The organism is Microbacterium sp. Au-Mic1 (assembly GCF_021341785.1).
GTDB lineage: Bacteria > Actinomycetota > Actinomycetes > Actinomycetales > Microbacteriaceae > Microbacterium.
This window is the reverse complement of the sequence record NZ_JAJTTF010000001.1, coordinates 395,969-410,498: the sequence shown is the minus strand read 5'-3', so window position 1 is coordinate 410,498 and position 14,530 is coordinate 395,969. Positions and strand designations below refer to the sequence as shown.

Below are 14,530 nucleotides of genomic sequence, written 5' to 3'. Positions count from 1 at the left end.
GCCAGCGACGTTCAACCGAGCAGCATCGCCCGGCCGGGCTCCTGCAGCACATCGGCGACGGCCTTGAGGAACTGCGCGCCCTCGGCCCCGTCCACGATCCGGTGATCGAACGACAGGCTGAGCGTCATCACATCGCGCAGCGCGACCTCGCCCTTGTGCTCCCACGGCAGGCGCCGCACCGCGCCGAGCGCGAGGATGCCGGTCTGCCCTGGCGGCAGGATCGGGGTGCCGGCATCGATCCCGAACACGCCGATGTTGGTGAGCGAGAACGTGCCCCCGACGAGGTCGGCCGGCGGAGTCTTGCCGCTGCGCGCCGTACGGGTGAGCTCGGCGACCGCCGCCGCGAGCTCCCCCAGGGGCATGCGCTCGGCATCGCGGATGATCGGCACGATCAGCCCGCGCTCCGTGGCCGCGGCGATGCCCAGATCCACGAAGTGCTGCTGCACGATCTCGCCCGCCTCGCCGTCCCATCGCGAGTTCAGCCCCGGGAAGGCCGAGAGCGCCAGGCACACGGCCTTCGCGACCACGGTGAGCACCCCGATCCGCGGCGCGTCCGGTTTGGCGCTCGCCCGCAGCGAGGCGATGAGGTCGGTCGTCGCGGTGACGTCGACGGTGTGGAACGTGGTCACGTGCGGAGCCGTGAACGCGCTCTGCACCATCGCCTCGGCCGTGTGCTTGCGCACGCCTCTGATGGGGATGCGGGTGGTGGCGCGCTCCCCCCGCACGGCCTGGGCGGGCGCTGCGGACGGAGTCGAGACCTCGACCGTTTCGAGAGGGCCGCCAGCGCCGCGCTGACCGATGCGCTCACGGTAGGCGTCCACGTCGGCACGGGTGATCACCCGGTCGCCGAGTTCGGCGGAGACGAGCACGAGGTCCACGCCCAGGCCCTTCGCGTAGGCGCGTACCGGCGGGGTGGATCGCGGACGCTCGCCGCGCACGGGCGGGGCCGGCATCACGGCGATGTCGTCGTGCGGTGCGGCGACCCGCACGTCGACGTCGGAGGCGACCGCGGTCGCCGCGGAGACGGCCCGGCGTGCTCGGCGCTGCGGCCGACCGGTCGAGGGCGCGGCGCCGTAGCCTACGAGGTTCGGCCCCGAGCCCTCCTCGACCTCGGCGGTCGCCGGAGTCCCGGGCGTCGTCACGGCCTGACCCTCGATCTCGAAGCCGACCAGCGGTGCTCCCACCAGCACGACGTCGCCGGCCGCGGCGTGCAGCGAGGTGATCACACCGGCGTGCGGCGAAGGCAGCTCGACGATCGCCTTGGCGGTCTCGACCTCCGCGAGAGTCTGGTTCAGGGTGACGGTGTCGCCCTCGGCGACGAGCCACTGCACGATCTCGGCCTCGGTGAGACCCTCGCCGAGGTCGGGGAGAAGGAACTCCTGCTTCATCGGTCCACTCCCTCCAGCAGCTGCTCGTCGTCGCAGACGCGGTCGACCGCGTCGAGGATCCTGTCGAGGTCCGGCAGATGGAACTTCTCCAGCTTGGCCGGCGGGTAGGGGATGTCGTGGCCGGTGACGCGAAGCGGCGCCGCCTCGAGCCAGGTGAAGCACTTCTCCGTGATGCTGGCGATGACCTCGGCGGCGACACCCGCCTCGCGCGCGGCCTCGTGCACGACCACGACGCGGCCCGTACGGCGCACCGAGGCGCACACCGTGCCGTAGTCGACCGGCGACAGCGAGCGCAGGTCGATGACCTCGAGCGAACGCCCCTCCGCCTCCGCGGCCTCCGCGGCATCGAGCGCGGTGCGTACCATGGCCCCGTAGGTCACGACCGTGACGTCGGTGCCCTCGCGCACCACCCGGGCGAGCCCCATGGGCGGCGCGTCCGCGAGCGGGGTCTCCAGATCCACCTCGCCCTTGGCGTGATACAGGCGCTTCGGCTCGAAGAAGATCACGGGGTCCTCGCTCGCGATGGCCTGGCGCAGGCACGTGTACGCGTCCTGCGGGTTCGACACGGCGACCACGCGCAGGCCCGCCGTGTGCACGAAGTAGGCCTCGGGCGACTCGGAGTGGTGCTCGGCGGCGCCGATCCCGCCGCCCCAGGGGATCCGGATGGTGATCGGCATGGGAACCGTGCCCTGGGTGCGGTAGTGCAGCTTGGCCACCTGGGACACGATCTGGTCGAACGCGGGGTAGACGAATCCGTCGAACTGGATCTCGACCACGGGCCGGTAGCCGCGCATCGCGAGGCCCACCGCCGTGCCGACGATGCCGGACTCGGCCAGCGGCGTGTCGATCACCCGCTCCGCGCCGAACTCGTCCAGCAGCCCGTCCGTGATGCGGAAGACGCCGCCGAGCTTGCCGATGTCCTCGCCGAGCAGCACGACCTTCGGGTCGTCGGCCAGTGCCTGCGAGAGGGCGGCGCCGAGCGCCTTGCCCATCGTCATCTGCGTCATGTCACGCCTCCGCGAGGGTTGCGAGGTAGCGCTCGTAGTCGGCGCGCTCCTCGGCGATGCCGGTGTGCGGCTCGGCGTACACCCCGTCGAACACGGCGAGCGGGCCGCGAGTCTCGAGGCCGAGGCATGCCGCCCGCATCTGCATGGCGGCTTCGTCCGCCTCCGCCGCGATACCGGCGGCGATCTCGTCGGTGAGCGCGCCCTCGGCGCGCAGCAGGGCCTCGACCCGAGCCAGCGGGTCCTTGCCGCGCCAGTAGTCGAGCTCGGCAGGATCCCGGTAGCGGGTCGGGTCGTCGGCGGTGGTGTGCGGGCCCATCCGATAGGTGACGAGCTCGAGGAACGCCGGTGAGCCGCCGCGGGCCTGCTCCAGTGCCCAGCGGGTCGCGGCGAACACGGCGAGCACGTCGTTGCCGTCCACGCGCATGCTGGGAATGCCGAAGCCCGGGGCCCGCCCGGCGATCGGGTGCTGCGACTGCACGGCGACCGGCTCGGAGATCGCCCAGTGGTTGTTCTGGCAGATGAAGACGACCGGGGCGCGGTAGGAGGACGCGAAGACCATGGCCTCGTTGACGTCGCCCTGGCTGGTGGCCCCGTCGCCGAAGTAGGTGACCGCGACCTGGTCGGAGCCGTCGTGGAGGATGCCGAGCGCGTAGCCGACCGCGTGCAGGGTCTGCGCGCCGATGATGATCTGCAGCGGTGCCATGTGCATCACGGCGGGGTCGTAGGACGCCCCCTCCTCCCCGCGCCACATCCGCACGTAGTCGCCGGGCTGCGCGCCACGCGCCAGCATCACACCGGTCTCACGGTAGCTGGGGAACACCACGTCGTCGTTCTTCAGGGCGCGCGCGGAGCCGATCTGCGCGGCCTCCTGCCCCTGGCACGGTGCCCACAGGCCCAGCTGCCCCTGCCGCTGCAGCGCCACGCCCTCGGTGTCCAGGCGACGCAGCACGATCATGTCGCGCAGCAGTGACAGCAGCTGCGCGGAGCTGACGTCGGCCGCGTACGGGGACAAGCGCGTGTCGTTGCGGCGCCGGCCGTGGGCGTCGATGAGGCCGGCGGGCTCGTCGAGCCCGATACCGGTGACCGTGATCGGATCAAGGTGGGTTGACATCTTCGTCCTCCTCAGTGGATCCGCCCTCGTGAGGAGGATCCGGTGCGTCTTCGCTACGCCTTGAGAGTACGTCCGCTTGACACGTCGCTCAAGCATTCTCAATCGCCTTGAGCATGTTGACAAATGGGCGCCTACGGCAGGGTGCTAGCCTTTGGCAACATGGCAACTCTCGATCGCACCGATCTCGACATCCTCGAGATGCTCTCGGCCGACCCCCGCACCACGGTGGTCGCGATGGCCGAGAAACTGCGGCTCTCGCGCAACACGATCCAGGCCCGGATGGCCCGCCTCGAGGGGACCGGGGTGTTCCTCCCGTACGAGCGGGCCTTCTCCCCCGCCGTGCTCGGCTATCCGCTGCAGGCGTTCGTGAGCATCGGGGTCCGTCAGACCGAGCTACCGCGGATCATCGCCGAGCTGGCGCGCGTGCCGGAGGTCGTGCAGGCGCACGGGCTGAGCGGCTCGATCGATCTGCTCGCCCTGGTCGCGTGCCGCGACGCCCGCCATCTCTTCGACACCGACGCACGGATCCTCTCCATCGACGGCGTCGAGCGGACCGAGACATCGCTCGCGATGGGCGAGGTCATCCCGTTCCGCGTCGGCGGCCTCATGGGGCTGGCACGGCGAGAGGCCGGAGGAACCGCCTGATCGCGCCCGCCGCCTCGGCAGGGGTCTCGTAGTGGATCAGGTGCCCGACATGGGCGATCTCGACCAGCTCGGCGTCGGGGAAGAGGGTGGCCAGGTGGCGCTCGGCCTCGATCGGCGTGATGTCGTCGCGCTGCGCCGCGACGAGCAGCGTCGGCACGGTGATCCGCGGCGCGAACTCTCGGACGTCATGGGAGACGCTCGTGCGGAACGCCTGACTCAGGACCTCGCGGTCCGCGAACCGTGAGAAGTAGGTGTCGTGCTGATCGTGCACGAACCGGCGCAGTTCCGGATCGCTGGTCTTCGCCATCGCGATGCTCATGCCCCGCACGATGATCCTGTTGCGCAGGAGCTCGGTGCCGATGCCCTCCGGAAGCCGCGCCCCGAGGGCGTAGTAGAGGATCGCGAGACGTGTGAGCACCGCCTTCGGGCCCTCCAACGCCGGCGCGCCGATCGGATTGACCAGGATCAGCCGCGGCGTCTCCAGCCCGCGCGAGACGGCAGCCGATGCCACGATCGAGCCGAACGAGTGCCCGAGGACGACCGCGCCCGGGGCCGCCACCGCGGCGAAGTCGATGAGCCACTGCGCGTAGGCGTCGATGTCGTGCACGCGGCCCGGCAGGGGTGCGGTCTCGCCGAATCCCGGGAGATCGGGCATGATCACGCGAATGCCGGGCAGGTGCGCGACCACCGGCTCCAATCCGTGGTGCTCGCCGCGGAAACCGTGCACCGCGAGAACGGTGAGCTCGGCATCGTCAGGGCCGTAGCTCCAGTACGCCGTGCGTCCGCCGAGAACCTCGGCCTCCTGCCGACGCACGGAGATGCGATCCAGGCGTGCGGCATAGGGCGAGGGCGCGGGCATGGTTCGAGTCTACGGGCGGGATCGGCACTGCCTGAGCGCACTGCCGCGTGCCGGGACGGCGATGTCCGGGCCGCACCCTACGGTGGCGTCATGACCGCTTCGACGCCGCTTCCGCCCTGGTTGACCCGCGTCGGGGTGTTCGACCTGGAGACCACGGGAATCGACGTCACCCGGGACCGCATCGTCACCGCGCACGTCGGTGTGCTCGACCACCACGGCGCCGAGATCGCCGCCCGCACCTGGCTGGCCGACCCTGGAATCCCCATCCCCGCCGGCGCCACAGCGATCCACGGCATCACCTCCGAACGCGCCTTCCGCGACGGCGCACCCGCCGCACAGGTCATCGCCGGCGTCGTGACCGCGCTGCGTTCGCTGCTCGATCAGGGTGTGCCGGTGGTGGCGTACAACGCCGCCTTCGACTTCTCGCTGCTCGCGCACGAGGCGCGCCGGCACCGGATCGCCCCTCTGGAGAACCCCGCCCCGGTGATCGATCCTCTGATCATCGACAAGACCTACGACCGGTATCGCCCCGGCAAACGGACGCTGGAGATCGTGGCCGCGCACTACGGCGTCGACCTGACCGGTGCGCACGATGCCTCGGCCGACGCTGTCGCCGCAGGCCGGGTCGCCCAGGCGCTGGCCCAGCGTTTCCCCCTGCCGGCGAGCGCGGGTGAGCTGCACACCCGCCAGATCGGCTGGGCCCGCGCACAGGCCGCGAGCCTGACCGATTATTTCGTGCGGATCGGCCGGATCGAGCCCACCGAACGCGTCGACGGCCGCTGGCCGGTGCGCGACGGCGACGCCGCCCGTCAGAGCGCGCCCACCAGGTCCTTCTGACAGATCCGGATCCTGCGGCGTAGCCTGCAGGGGTGAATGCGACCCTGAACGCGGTGCTGGGCTGGAGCACGGCAGCCCTCCCGGTCGCGCTAGGGCTCTACGTCCTCGGCTATGCCGCCTGGGTGCTCGTTCGTCGCAGGCCGCTCGAGAAGCGCTACGTGGGAGGCGGAGGAGGGATCGGCGGCGCCTTCGACAGCGTGTTCGCACCTTCATCGATGGAGGCCGAGGCCGAACGCGACCGGCAGACGAGGCGGACCGCCCCCGCGCCGGCGCCCGGCGACACTCCCTGGGGCATCGACGGCGACAGGATCCGGATCGACCTCTGACCGGCACGTTCCGCACCGGCAGATCCTCGCGCGGTAAACTGGGCGGTTACCCGACCGAGGGAGGCGCGACCGCCATGACGACCGACACCGCACGCATCGAGATCCTGGAACAGGAGATCGAGAGGATGCAGACCGTCATCGACTTCCTGCAGGTGACGTTCGCCCAGGAGCCGAAGCGCAAGAACCGTTTCCGCCGCGTGATCCGCCATGCCGAGGGCAAGATCGACGGCATCCGGTTCGCCCTCGAGACGATCCGGTCGACGGCGCCCGCCATCGACGGCCCGGGCTCGGCGTAGACAGCAGAAGACCCCCGCCTCGACCGAGGACGGGGGTCTTCGCAGCGGCGATTACTTGGAGGAACCGCCGAAGTTCTTGAAGCGCTGGTTGAACTTCTCGACGCGGCCGGCCGAGTCCATGATGCGCTGCTTGCCCGTGTAGAACGGGTGCGAGGCCGAGGAGATCTCGACGTCGATGACGGGGTACTCCACGCCGTCCAGCTCGATCGTCTTGTCGCTCGTGACCGTCGAACGGGTCAGGAAGGTGTCGCCCGAGCCGAGGTCGCGGAACACGACGGCCTGGTACGTGGGGTGGATGTCAGTCTTCATGGGGTTCCTTACGTGGTGCCCTGGATTGTGCCAGGGGCGAGGGAAGTCTGCGGTGCCGAGAGCACCAAGGATCGATTCTAACAGATCAGGCGGCGCGGGCCGCGTAGCGCCCGTCGGCCCGGTCCAGAGAGATCGGCATGCCGAACGCCTCGCTCAGAGTCTCCGCAGTGAGCGTCTGCTCGATCGGACCCGCCGCGACGATCGCACCGTCGCGCAGCAGCAGCACATGCGTGAAGCCGACGGGGATCTCCTCGACGTGATGCGTCACCATGACCATGGCCGGCGTCGTCGGCGACTGGGCGAATCCACCGAGCAGGCCCAGCAGCTCTTCGCGCGCGCCGAGATCGAGGCTCGCGCTGGGCTCGTCCAGCAGCAGCAGTTCGGGGTCGGTCATCACGGCGCGGGCGATCTGCACACGCTTCTGCTCGCCATCGCTGAGCGTGCCGAAATGGCGCTCGGCGAGGTGCTCCAGGTGCCACTGCTCGAGCACCCGCATCGCACGGCGCTCGTCGATCGACTCGTACGACTCGTTCCAACGACCCATGACCGAGTATGCGGCGGTCATGACGGTGTTCAACACGGTCTCGTCCGCCGGGATCCGGCGCGCCATCGCCGAGGAGGCGAAGCCGATCCGGGGGCGGATCTCGAACACGTCGGTGCGGCCGAGCGTCTCCCCCAGGATGTCCACCTTCCCCTGCGTCGGGTGCATCAGCGTGTCAGCGAGCTGCAGGAGCGTCGTCTTGCCTGCGCCGTTGGGTCCCAGCACCACCCAGCGCTGGTCGTCCTCGACGGTCCAGGAGAGATGATCGACGATGTTGCGGCCGTCGCGGCGCACCACGACGTCCGAGAATTCGAGGACGGCAGACATGCGCCCAGCCTATCGGTCAGGCCGTGAGCTGCTCGTAGAGCGCCCTCGTCGTGTCGGCGATCGCAGCCCAGCTGAACTCCTCCGCGGCGCGACGCCGACCGGCCTCGCCATAGGCGCGCGCCTGCTCCCGGTCCGACACCACCTCGGTCAGCACCGCCGCGAGATCCGCCACGAACCGCTCCGGATCCACCGGCGTCCCCGTGCCGTCCTGCACCTGATCGATCGGCACTAGCCGGCCCGTCACGCCGTCGACGACGACCTCGGGGATCCCGCCCGTCGCGGTGCCCACGACCGCGGCACCGCAGGCCATCGCCTCCAGGTTCACGATGCCCAGCGGCTCGTACACCGACGGGCAGACGAACGTCGTCGCAGCCGTGAGGATGGCGGACAGCTCGTGGCGCGGCAGGAACTCCTCGATCCAGACCACTCCGGTGCGCGTCGCGGTGAGTTCGGCCACCAGACCGCGCACCTCGTCCATGATCTCCGGAGTGTCCGGCGCCCCTGCGCAGAGCACGAGCTGCACCTCGGACGGCAGCTTCTCGGCGGCGCGCAGGAAGTAGGGCAGGCCCTTCTGCCTCGTGATGCGACCGACGAAGACGACCGAAGGGCGCGACGGATCGATGCCGTGCTTCGCGAGCACGCCCGGATCCTCGACGGGACGCCACGCATCGACGTCGATCCCGTTGTAGATCACGTGCACCTTCGCGGGGTCGACCTGCGGATAGGCCCGCAGGATGTCGTTGCGCATGCCCCCGCTCACGGCGATGATCGCGGCCGCGTTCTCGTAGGCGAGCCGCTCGATGCCGCTCGAGACGGCGTAGCCCCCACCGAGCTGCTCGGCCTTCCAAGGACGCAGCGGTTCCAGGCTGTGCGCGGTGAGGACGTGCGGGATGCCGTGCAGCTGCGCGGCGATGTGCCCGGCGAAGTTCGCGTACCAGGTGTGACTGTGCACGACGTCGGCTCCTGCGATGTCCGGCACCATGTCGAGATCCGTGCCGAGCGTCTGCAGCGCGGCGTTCGCACCGGCGAGTTCGACGGGTGTCCGATAAGCCGTAACCCCCTGTTCATCCCGGTCCGCGCCGAACGCCCTGACCCGCACATCCACGCTTCCGCGCAACGCTTTCACCAGTTCCGCGGCGTGCACCCCGGCCCCTCCGTAGATCTCAGGCGGGTACTCCTTGGTGATGATGTCGACGCGCATGTCCTGAAGGTAGTACATCGCGGCGACGGGGCTCTATGGTGGACGCATGTCGGCACCAAAGAAGGTTTTCGGGATCATCCTCGCCGGCGGCGAGGGCAAGCGACTCATGCCTCTGACGGCGGATCGGGCCAAGCCCGCGGTCCCGTTCGGCGGGCAGTACCGACTGATCGATTTCGCGATCTCCAACCTGATCAATTCGGGCCTGCGGCAGATCGTGGTGCTCACCCAGTACAAGTCGCACAGCCTCGATCGGCACATCTCGCAGACGTGGCGGATGTCCGCTCTGCTCGACTCCTACGTGACCTCGGTGCCCGCTCAGCAGCGTCTCGGCAAGCGCTGGTTCTCCGGATCCGCCGACGCGATCCTGCAGAGCCTGAATCTGATCCTGGACGAGAAGCCGGACATCGTCGTCGTGATCGGCGCCGATCACGTCTACCGGATGGACTTCACCCAGATGATCGAGGCGCACATCGCCTCCGGCGCACGGGCCACGGTCGCCGGCATCCGTCAGCCGCTCGCGCTCGCCTCGCAGTTCGGCGTCATCGACGTCGCGGAAGGCGACTCCGGCCGCATCAACGAGTTCCTGGAGAAGCCCTCCGATCCGACGGGGCTGCCGGACTCGCCGCACGAGGTGCTCGCGTCGATGGGCAACTACGTCTTCGACGCCGACGCTCTCATCGAGGCCGTCGAGGCCGACGGCGAGCTCGCCGGGTCCGACCATGACATGGGCGGCGACATCATCCCGTACTTCGTGAACCGCGGCGAGGCGGGGTTCTACGACATGAAGCAGAACGAGGTACCGGGATCCTCCCCGCGCGACCGCTCCTACTGGCGGGACGTGGGCACGATCGAGTCCTTCTTCGACGCGCACATGGATCTCATCTCGACCCTGCCGATCTTCAACCTCTACAACATGGAGTGGCCCATCCACTCCCAGGCGGTGAACTCGCCGCCGGCCAAGTTCGTGCGGGACTCTGTGGGGCGGATCGGCAATGCGATCGATTCCATCGTCTCGCTGGGATCCGTGCTCTCCGGCACGCACCTGGAGCGCAGCGTGGTCGGCCCTTGGACTCTCGCCGCCGGCGGATCGACCATCACCGACTCGGTGCTCTTCGATGGCGTGCGAGTGGGTCAGGGCGCGCGAGTGCACCGGGCGATCCTCGACAAGAACGTGGTGCTGCTCGACGGCGCGACGGTCGGCGTCGATCGCGAACGCGATCTCGAGCGCGGCTTCACGATCACGGAGACCGGGCTCACGGTGGTGGGGAAGGGCCAGCGCATCGAGCGGTGACCGCTCCCCTGCCGCAGCGTCACAGCGGCTCGGGCCTGCCGACGCGGCCGCTACGCTCGTCGGGTGACCACCGCGCGCTTCCTCGTCGTCCTCGATGCAGATTCCACGCTGATCCGCAACGAGGTGATCGAGCTCCTCGCCGAGGAGGCGGGGCGCCGCGCGGAAGTGCAGGCCGCGACCGAGGCCGCCATGCGCGGCGAGGTCGACTTCGCGACGAGCCTGCGCACGCGCGTCGAAGCACTGGCGGGCGTCCCCACGGCGGCGTTCGAGCGTGTGCGCAGCCGTATCGAACCCACCCCCGGCGTGCAGGAGCTCACCGCGGCGGTGCACGCGCGCGGCGGTGTGGTCGGCGTGGTCTCCGGGGGCTTCCACGAGATCCTCGACGCCGTCGCACCCGCCCTCGGTGTGGACCGGTGGCGCGCGAACCGTCTCGAAGTCCGAGGCGACGCCCTGACCGGGCGGGTCGACGGCGCCATCGTGGACGCCGCGGCCAAGGCGGCCTCGCTGCGGGAATGGGCCGCAGAGCTCGGCGTCGCGCCCCGCGCCACGATCGCGATCGGCGACGGCGCGAACGATCTGCAGATGATGGCAGCCGCCGGGCTCGGGCTCGCCTTCAACGCCAAACCCGCCGTCCGCGCGAAGGCTTCGCTCGTGGTCGGGCGCGTGGATCTGTCCGAGGTCATCCCGCTGCTCCCCTGAGCAGGCCCGCGCCCCCCGGCCTGGCGGCATCGACTCTGGCGCTTTGTCGGCGGACCTGCCTAGCGTGGACGCATGGACATCATCCTCGTTCCCGGTCTGTGGCTCGACGCCGATTCGTGGGAGCCGGTGCTCGCACCGCTCCGCGCCGCGGGACACGCACCACGGCCGCTGACCATGCCCGGGGTCGGAGCCCCTGCGGCGGACTCGTCCGAGATCCGCATGAGCGATTGGGTCGATGCGGTGGTCGCCGCGATCGACGAGTCCGTCGGCGAGGTGGTGCTCGTCGGCCACTCCGGAGGCGGCAACGTCATCTGGGGCGCCGTCGATGCCCGCCCCGATCGTGTCCGCCGCGCCGTGTTCGTCGACACCGTGCCTCCGCCGAACGGAATCGGCATCAGCGAGTTTCCCGTGAGCGATGGCGTGATCCCGTTCCCCGGCTGGGACTTCTTCGACGCCGAGGACGTCGCCGATCTCGACGCGAGCACTCGCTCCGCCGCCGCGCGCACGGTGCGGAGCGTGCCCGCGCGTGTGCCGACGGATCCGATCGCGCTCTCCGACCCGCGTCGGTACGACGTCCCGGCGACGCTGCTCATGGGCACGCTCACGCAGGAGGCGCTCGAGGGATACCTCGAACAGTGGGGCTCCTACGGCGACGAGTACCGCAGCATCCGCGACGCCGAGGTCGTGCGCATCGGATCCGGCCACTGGCCGCAGTACTCGGTCCCCGATCGGCTCGCGGAGCTGCTGGTCGCGTCCGCGCGCTGAACCGCCGGGCTTCCTGCGGACCGTGGGTTCAGTGCCCCATGCCGAGGCCGCCGTCGACGGGGATCACCGCACCGGAGATGTATGCGGCGTCGTCGGAGGCGAGCCAGGTGACCACCCCGGCCACCTCGTCGGCCGAGGCGAAGCGCCCCGCGGGGATGCTGGCCTTGTACTGCTTCTGCGTGTCCTCGGGCAGCTCGGAGGTCATGTCCGTCTCGATGAATCCCGGCGCGACCACGTTCGCGGTGATGCCGCGGGCGCCGAGCTCGCGGGTGAGGGAGCGGGCGAAGCCGACCAGCGCGCTCTTCGACGCGGCGTAGTTGATCTGACCCGCGGAACCGTAGAGCCCGACCACGCTGGAGATGAGGATGACCCGGCCGAACCGCGCCTTGAGCATCCCCTTCGACGCGCGCTTCACGACGCGGAAGGATCCGCCCAGGTTCGTCGAGACGACGCTGTCGAAGTCGTCCTCGCTCATCCTCAGCAGGAGCGTGTCCTTCGTGATGCCGGCGTTGGCGACGACGACCTCCACGGGTCCGAGCTTCTGCTCGACCTCCGTGAACGCCGCGTCCACGGCCGCGGCGTCGGTGACGTCGGCGCGCACGGTCAGCGTGCCCTCGGGCCCTTCCCCGCTGCGGGCGGTGACGGCGACGCGGTAGCCGTCACGCACGAAGCGCTCGGCGATCGCGCGACCGATGCCGCGGTTTCCGCCGGTGACGAGGACGACGCGATCAGTGCTCATGCGGGGCTCCCAAGATTCGAGGTGTACGGCACGCAAGCCTATCGAGCAGAAGTGGCGGCAGGAATTGACAGAGCACCGGTGGCACGGAAATCTGTGAGGTGACCATCCGTGTGATCGACCGCGAGGAACAGCATGAGCAACGACAACGGCGGGATCCCGCCCCAAGGCCAGCAGCCCCCCGCCTATCCCGGTGCGCCGGTGCCCCCGCAGCAGCCGGCCTACCCTGCCGCCGCGCCCGCCCCGCAGTCACCGGTCCCGCCGGCTCCGGCCTACCCGGCTTCGGCTCCCCAGCAGCCGGCCGCCCCCGCCTACCCCGGTGCCGCCCCGCAGCAGCCGGCCGCGCCGTCCTATCCGGGTGCCGCTCCGGCGTCTCCCGGGTACCCGGCGCCGTCGTACGCGCAGCCGTACGGGCAGCCCTACCCCGCGCCGTTGAAGTCGAACGGTCTCGCGATCACGGCTCTCATCTGCGGTATCGCGGGTGTGCTCCTGTGCTGGCTCGCCTACATCGTCATCCCCTTCCTCGCGTCGGTCACCGCGATCATCACGGGCCACATGGCGCTCGGGAAGATCAAGCGCGACGCCGCGCTCGGCGGCAAGGGGCTGGCCATCACCGGCCTGGTGCTCGGCTACGTCGGCGCGGTCCTCAACCTGCTCATCGGGGTCGGCTTCCTGCTGCTCATCGCCTACGGCATCTCGCAGGGCAGCAGCTACTGATCCGACGCCCCGCGGCGTCCGGCCCGGTCGCGGCGGCGTAGGCTGGAGTCATCGTGAGAAGGACTCCTGACGCCGCCGTGACCTCCCTGCCGCGCGCACCGCGCGACGAGGCGAGAGACCGCGTGCGCCACTACGTCATCACGATGTCGATCCGCATGATCTGCTTCGTGCTGATGTTCGTGGTGCAGCCGATGGGGTGGTGGACCTGGGCTTTCGGGATCGCCGCCGCGGTGCTGCCGTATATCGCGGTCGTCTTCGCCAACGCCGGTGACGACTCCGTGCCCACCGGGGTCGAGTCCCCGCGGATCGAGATCGAGGCTCCCGCCGAAGCGGCGCCCTCCGCGTCGCAGGAACCCCCGGTGATCACGATCGCCGAGACCGTCGCGCATCCGGCCGAGCCGCGCTCGTGAACGCCCCGGATCCTGCCCTGAAATGCTCGCGCGCCGGCTGCCGGGCGGCGGCGACCCATCGCATCGTGTGGCGCAACCCGCGAATACACGGACCCGAGCGCGAGAAGGTCTGGCTCGCGTGCGGCGAGCACCTGAGATTCCTGTACGACTACCTGCGCGCCCGCGACTTCCCGGCGCGCATCGACACGGCCGTGGGTGAGGGCGAACCCGAATGATGCGACAGCGCCTGCTCCGCTGGAGCGCCTACCTCGCCGTCGCGATCGTCTTCGCGGTCGTGTGCGCCTTTCTGTCGAACTGGCAGTTCTCGCGCAACGACGGCCGACAGACCCAGCTCGAACTGGTGCAGCAGAACTACGACGCCAAGCCCGTCCCCCTCGATCAGCTGCTTGCCCCCGGGGAGACCCTCCCGGAGAAGTCGCAGTGGCACCCCGTGCAACTGCACGGGCAGTACGAGCCGTCGGGGCAGCTCCTGGTGCGCAACCGCCCGCACGGCGGCACCAGCGCCTTCGAGGTGCTCGTGCCGTTCCGCACGGATGACGGGCGCGTCTTCATCGTGAACCGCGGGTGGGCCATCGCCGGAGACGGATCCGACGTGCCGACGTCGATACCCGCGCCGCCCTCGGGAGAGACCACGGTCATCGCCCGGCTGCGTCCGGCCGAGCCTCTCCCGCCGTCCGGCCGAGGTGCGCCCGAAGGGCAGGTGCCCAGCATCAACCTCGCCCTCGTGGCGGACAAGATCGGTGGCGGCAGCGCAGTCGACACCGGGGCCTACGGGGAACTCGTCAGCGAATCCCCCGCGCCCGCCACGCGCCCGCACGCCTTCGAGGCGCCGTCCGACGACCCGGGCCCGTTCCTGTCCTACGCCATCCAGTGGATCCTGTTCGCGATCATGGGCTTCATCTTCATCGGCTACGTGATCCGCACCGAGGTCCACAAGCACCGCGACGAGGCGGCCGGACGGCCCCCACGGGGCCCCCGACGCCGCCGCGACCGCGACATGGACGACGAGGACGCGCTGCTGGACGCCGTGGAGCCGCGCTGAGCCTCTCACCGCGACACCCGGGT

General features: G+C 70.2%; 19 protein-coding genes. 11 read left to right on the top strand and 8 right to left on the bottom strand.

Features of this window, described 5'->3' with window-relative positions; all coding sequences use genetic code 11:
* Positions 1–11: 11 nt before the first annotated feature.
* From LXM50_RS02005 to LXM50_RS01995, 3 genes are read right to left on the bottom strand one after another with little or no spacing between them, the layout of a single operon-like run.
* On the bottom strand, positions 12–1,388 hold the full coding sequence (locus tag LXM50_RS02005) for a dihydrolipoamide acetyltransferase family protein (protein WP_233309429.1): 1,377 nt from the start codon (positions 1,386–1,388) through the stop codon (positions 12–14).
* Positions 1,385–2,395 (bottom strand): alpha-ketoacid dehydrogenase subunit beta, encoded by a 1,011-nt coding sequence (locus tag LXM50_RS02000; RefSeq protein ID WP_233309428.1) that lies wholly within the window; start codon positions 2,393–2,395, stop codon positions 1,385–1,387. The genes LXM50_RS02005 and LXM50_RS02000 overlap by 4 nt, the downstream gene beginning before the upstream one ends.
* A 1-nt stretch (position 2,396) precedes the next feature.
* Positions 2,397–3,506 carry a thiamine pyrophosphate-dependent enzyme gene (locus LXM50_RS01995; RefSeq protein WP_233309427.1) on the bottom strand — a complete coding sequence of 370 codons (1,110 nt, stop codon included), beginning with the start codon at positions 3,504–3,506 and terminating at the stop codon, positions 2,397–2,399.
* Positions 3,507–3,665: 159 nt separating this feature from the next.
* Here LXM50_RS01995 and LXM50_RS01990 point away from each other — a divergent pair, with 159 nt between their 5' ends.
* Positions 3,666–4,151 carry an Lrp/AsnC family transcriptional regulator gene (locus LXM50_RS01990; RefSeq protein WP_233309426.1) on the top strand — a complete coding sequence of 162 codons (486 nt, stop codon included), beginning with the start codon at positions 3,666–3,668 and terminating at the stop codon, positions 4,149–4,151.
* Here LXM50_RS01990 and LXM50_RS01985 read toward each other — a convergent pair.
* On the bottom strand, positions 4,111–5,010 hold the full coding sequence (locus LXM50_RS01985; protein WP_233309425.1) for an alpha/beta fold hydrolase: 900 nt from the start codon (positions 5,008–5,010) through the stop codon (positions 4,111–4,113). The two genes, LXM50_RS01990 and LXM50_RS01985, sit on opposite strands and share 41 nt — an antisense overlap.
* Before the next feature lie 90 nt (positions 5,011–5,100).
* Between LXM50_RS01985 and LXM50_RS01980 the strand changes: the two genes are divergently transcribed.
* From LXM50_RS01980 to LXM50_RS01970, 3 genes are all read left to right on the top strand, one after another.
* Entirely contained in the window at positions 5,101–5,847 is a 747-nt protein-coding gene (locus LXM50_RS01980) for a 3'-5' exonuclease (RefSeq protein WP_233309424.1), read from the top strand.
* A gap of 32 nt (positions 5,848–5,879) precedes the next feature.
* On the top strand, positions 5,880–6,173 hold the full coding sequence (locus LXM50_RS01975) for a hypothetical protein (RefSeq protein WP_233309423.1): 294 nt from the start codon (positions 5,880–5,882) through the stop codon (positions 6,171–6,173).
* A 74-nt stretch (positions 6,174–6,247) separates the two neighbouring features.
* Positions 6,248–6,469, top strand: coding sequence for a hypothetical protein (locus tag LXM50_RS01970; protein ID WP_233309422.1), 222 nt, complete (start codon positions 6,248–6,250; stop codon positions 6,467–6,469).
* Between the two features lie 51 nt (positions 6,470–6,520).
* Here the strand turns inward: LXM50_RS01970 and LXM50_RS01965 are convergent, their stop codons facing one another.
* The 3 genes from LXM50_RS01965 to glgA form a co-directional block, all read right to left on the bottom strand.
* The gene (locus tag LXM50_RS01965; protein ID WP_233309421.1) at positions 6,521–6,778 is read right to left on the bottom strand and encodes a type B 50S ribosomal protein L31; all 258 of its coding nucleotides are present in this window, start codon (positions 6,776–6,778) and stop codon (positions 6,521–6,523) included.
* 85 nt (positions 6,779–6,863) lie between these two features.
* Entirely contained in the window at positions 6,864–7,646 is a 783-nt protein-coding gene (locus LXM50_RS01960) for an ABC transporter ATP-binding protein (RefSeq protein WP_233309420.1), read from the bottom strand.
* A gap of 16 nt (positions 7,647–7,662) precedes the next feature.
* Positions 7,663–8,847, bottom strand: a complete 1,185-nt coding sequence (gene glgA, locus LXM50_RS01955; RefSeq protein WP_233309419.1) for a glycogen synthase — start codon at positions 8,845–8,847, stop codon at positions 7,663–7,665.
* Positions 8,848–8,893: 46 nt separating this feature from the next.
* On the opposite strand from glgA, the gene LXM50_RS01950 reads away from it, so the two are divergent.
* The 3 genes from LXM50_RS01950 to LXM50_RS01940 all read left to right on the top strand — a co-directional run bounded on the left by LXM50_RS01950 (position 8,894) and on the right by LXM50_RS01940 (position 11,602).
* Positions 8,894–10,138, top strand: a complete 1,245-nt coding sequence (locus LXM50_RS01950) for a glucose-1-phosphate adenylyltransferase (RefSeq protein ID WP_233309418.1) — start codon at positions 8,894–8,896, stop codon at positions 10,136–10,138.
* Between the two features lie 63 nt (positions 10,139–10,201).
* Positions 10,202–10,837 carry a phosphoserine phosphatase SerB gene (serB, locus tag LXM50_RS01945; protein WP_233309417.1) on the top strand — a complete coding sequence of 212 codons (636 nt, stop codon included), beginning with the start codon at positions 10,202–10,204 and terminating at the stop codon, positions 10,835–10,837.
* 72 nt (positions 10,838–10,909) lie between these two features.
* Positions 10,910–11,602 carry an alpha/beta fold hydrolase gene (locus tag LXM50_RS01940; RefSeq protein ID WP_233309416.1) on the top strand — a complete coding sequence of 231 codons (693 nt, stop codon included), beginning with the start codon at positions 10,910–10,912 and terminating at the stop codon, positions 11,600–11,602.
* A gap of 28 nt (positions 11,603–11,630) precedes the next feature.
* On the opposite strand, the gene fabG is transcribed toward LXM50_RS01940, so the two are convergent.
* A complete protein-coding gene (gene fabG / locus LXM50_RS01935; RefSeq protein WP_233309415.1) occupies positions 11,631–12,341 on the bottom strand; it encodes a 3-oxoacyl-ACP reductase FabG in 711 nt (236 codons plus the stop codon).
* A gap of 132 nt (positions 12,342–12,473) precedes the next feature.
* On the opposite strand from fabG, the gene LXM50_RS01930 reads away from it, so the two are divergent.
* Genes LXM50_RS01930 through LXM50_RS01915 form a run of 4 tightly spaced genes read left to right on the top strand, consistent with a single transcriptional unit; the run spans position 12,474 to position 14,507 of the window.
* On the top strand, positions 12,474–13,055 hold the full coding sequence (locus LXM50_RS01930) for a DUF4190 domain-containing protein (RefSeq protein WP_233309414.1): 582 nt from the start codon (positions 12,474–12,476) through the stop codon (positions 13,053–13,055).
* Positions 13,056–13,108: 53 nt separating this feature from the next.
* Positions 13,109–13,465 (top strand): DUF3099 domain-containing protein, encoded by a 357-nt coding sequence (locus tag LXM50_RS01925; RefSeq protein WP_233309413.1) that lies wholly within the window; start codon positions 13,109–13,111, stop codon positions 13,463–13,465.
* Complete coding sequence (locus tag LXM50_RS01920; RefSeq protein ID WP_233309412.1) at positions 13,462–13,680, top strand: hypothetical protein; 219 nt, start codon at positions 13,462–13,464, stop codon at positions 13,678–13,680. The genes LXM50_RS01925 and LXM50_RS01920 overlap by 4 nt, the downstream gene beginning before the upstream one ends.
* Positions 13,677–14,507: an SURF1 family protein gene (locus tag LXM50_RS01915; protein WP_233309411.1), complete on the top strand. Its 831-nt coding sequence runs from the start codon at positions 13,677–13,679 to the stop codon at positions 14,505–14,507. Before LXM50_RS01920 ends, LXM50_RS01915 begins: the two co-directional genes overlap by 4 nt.
* Positions 14,508–14,530 lie beyond the last annotated feature (23 nt).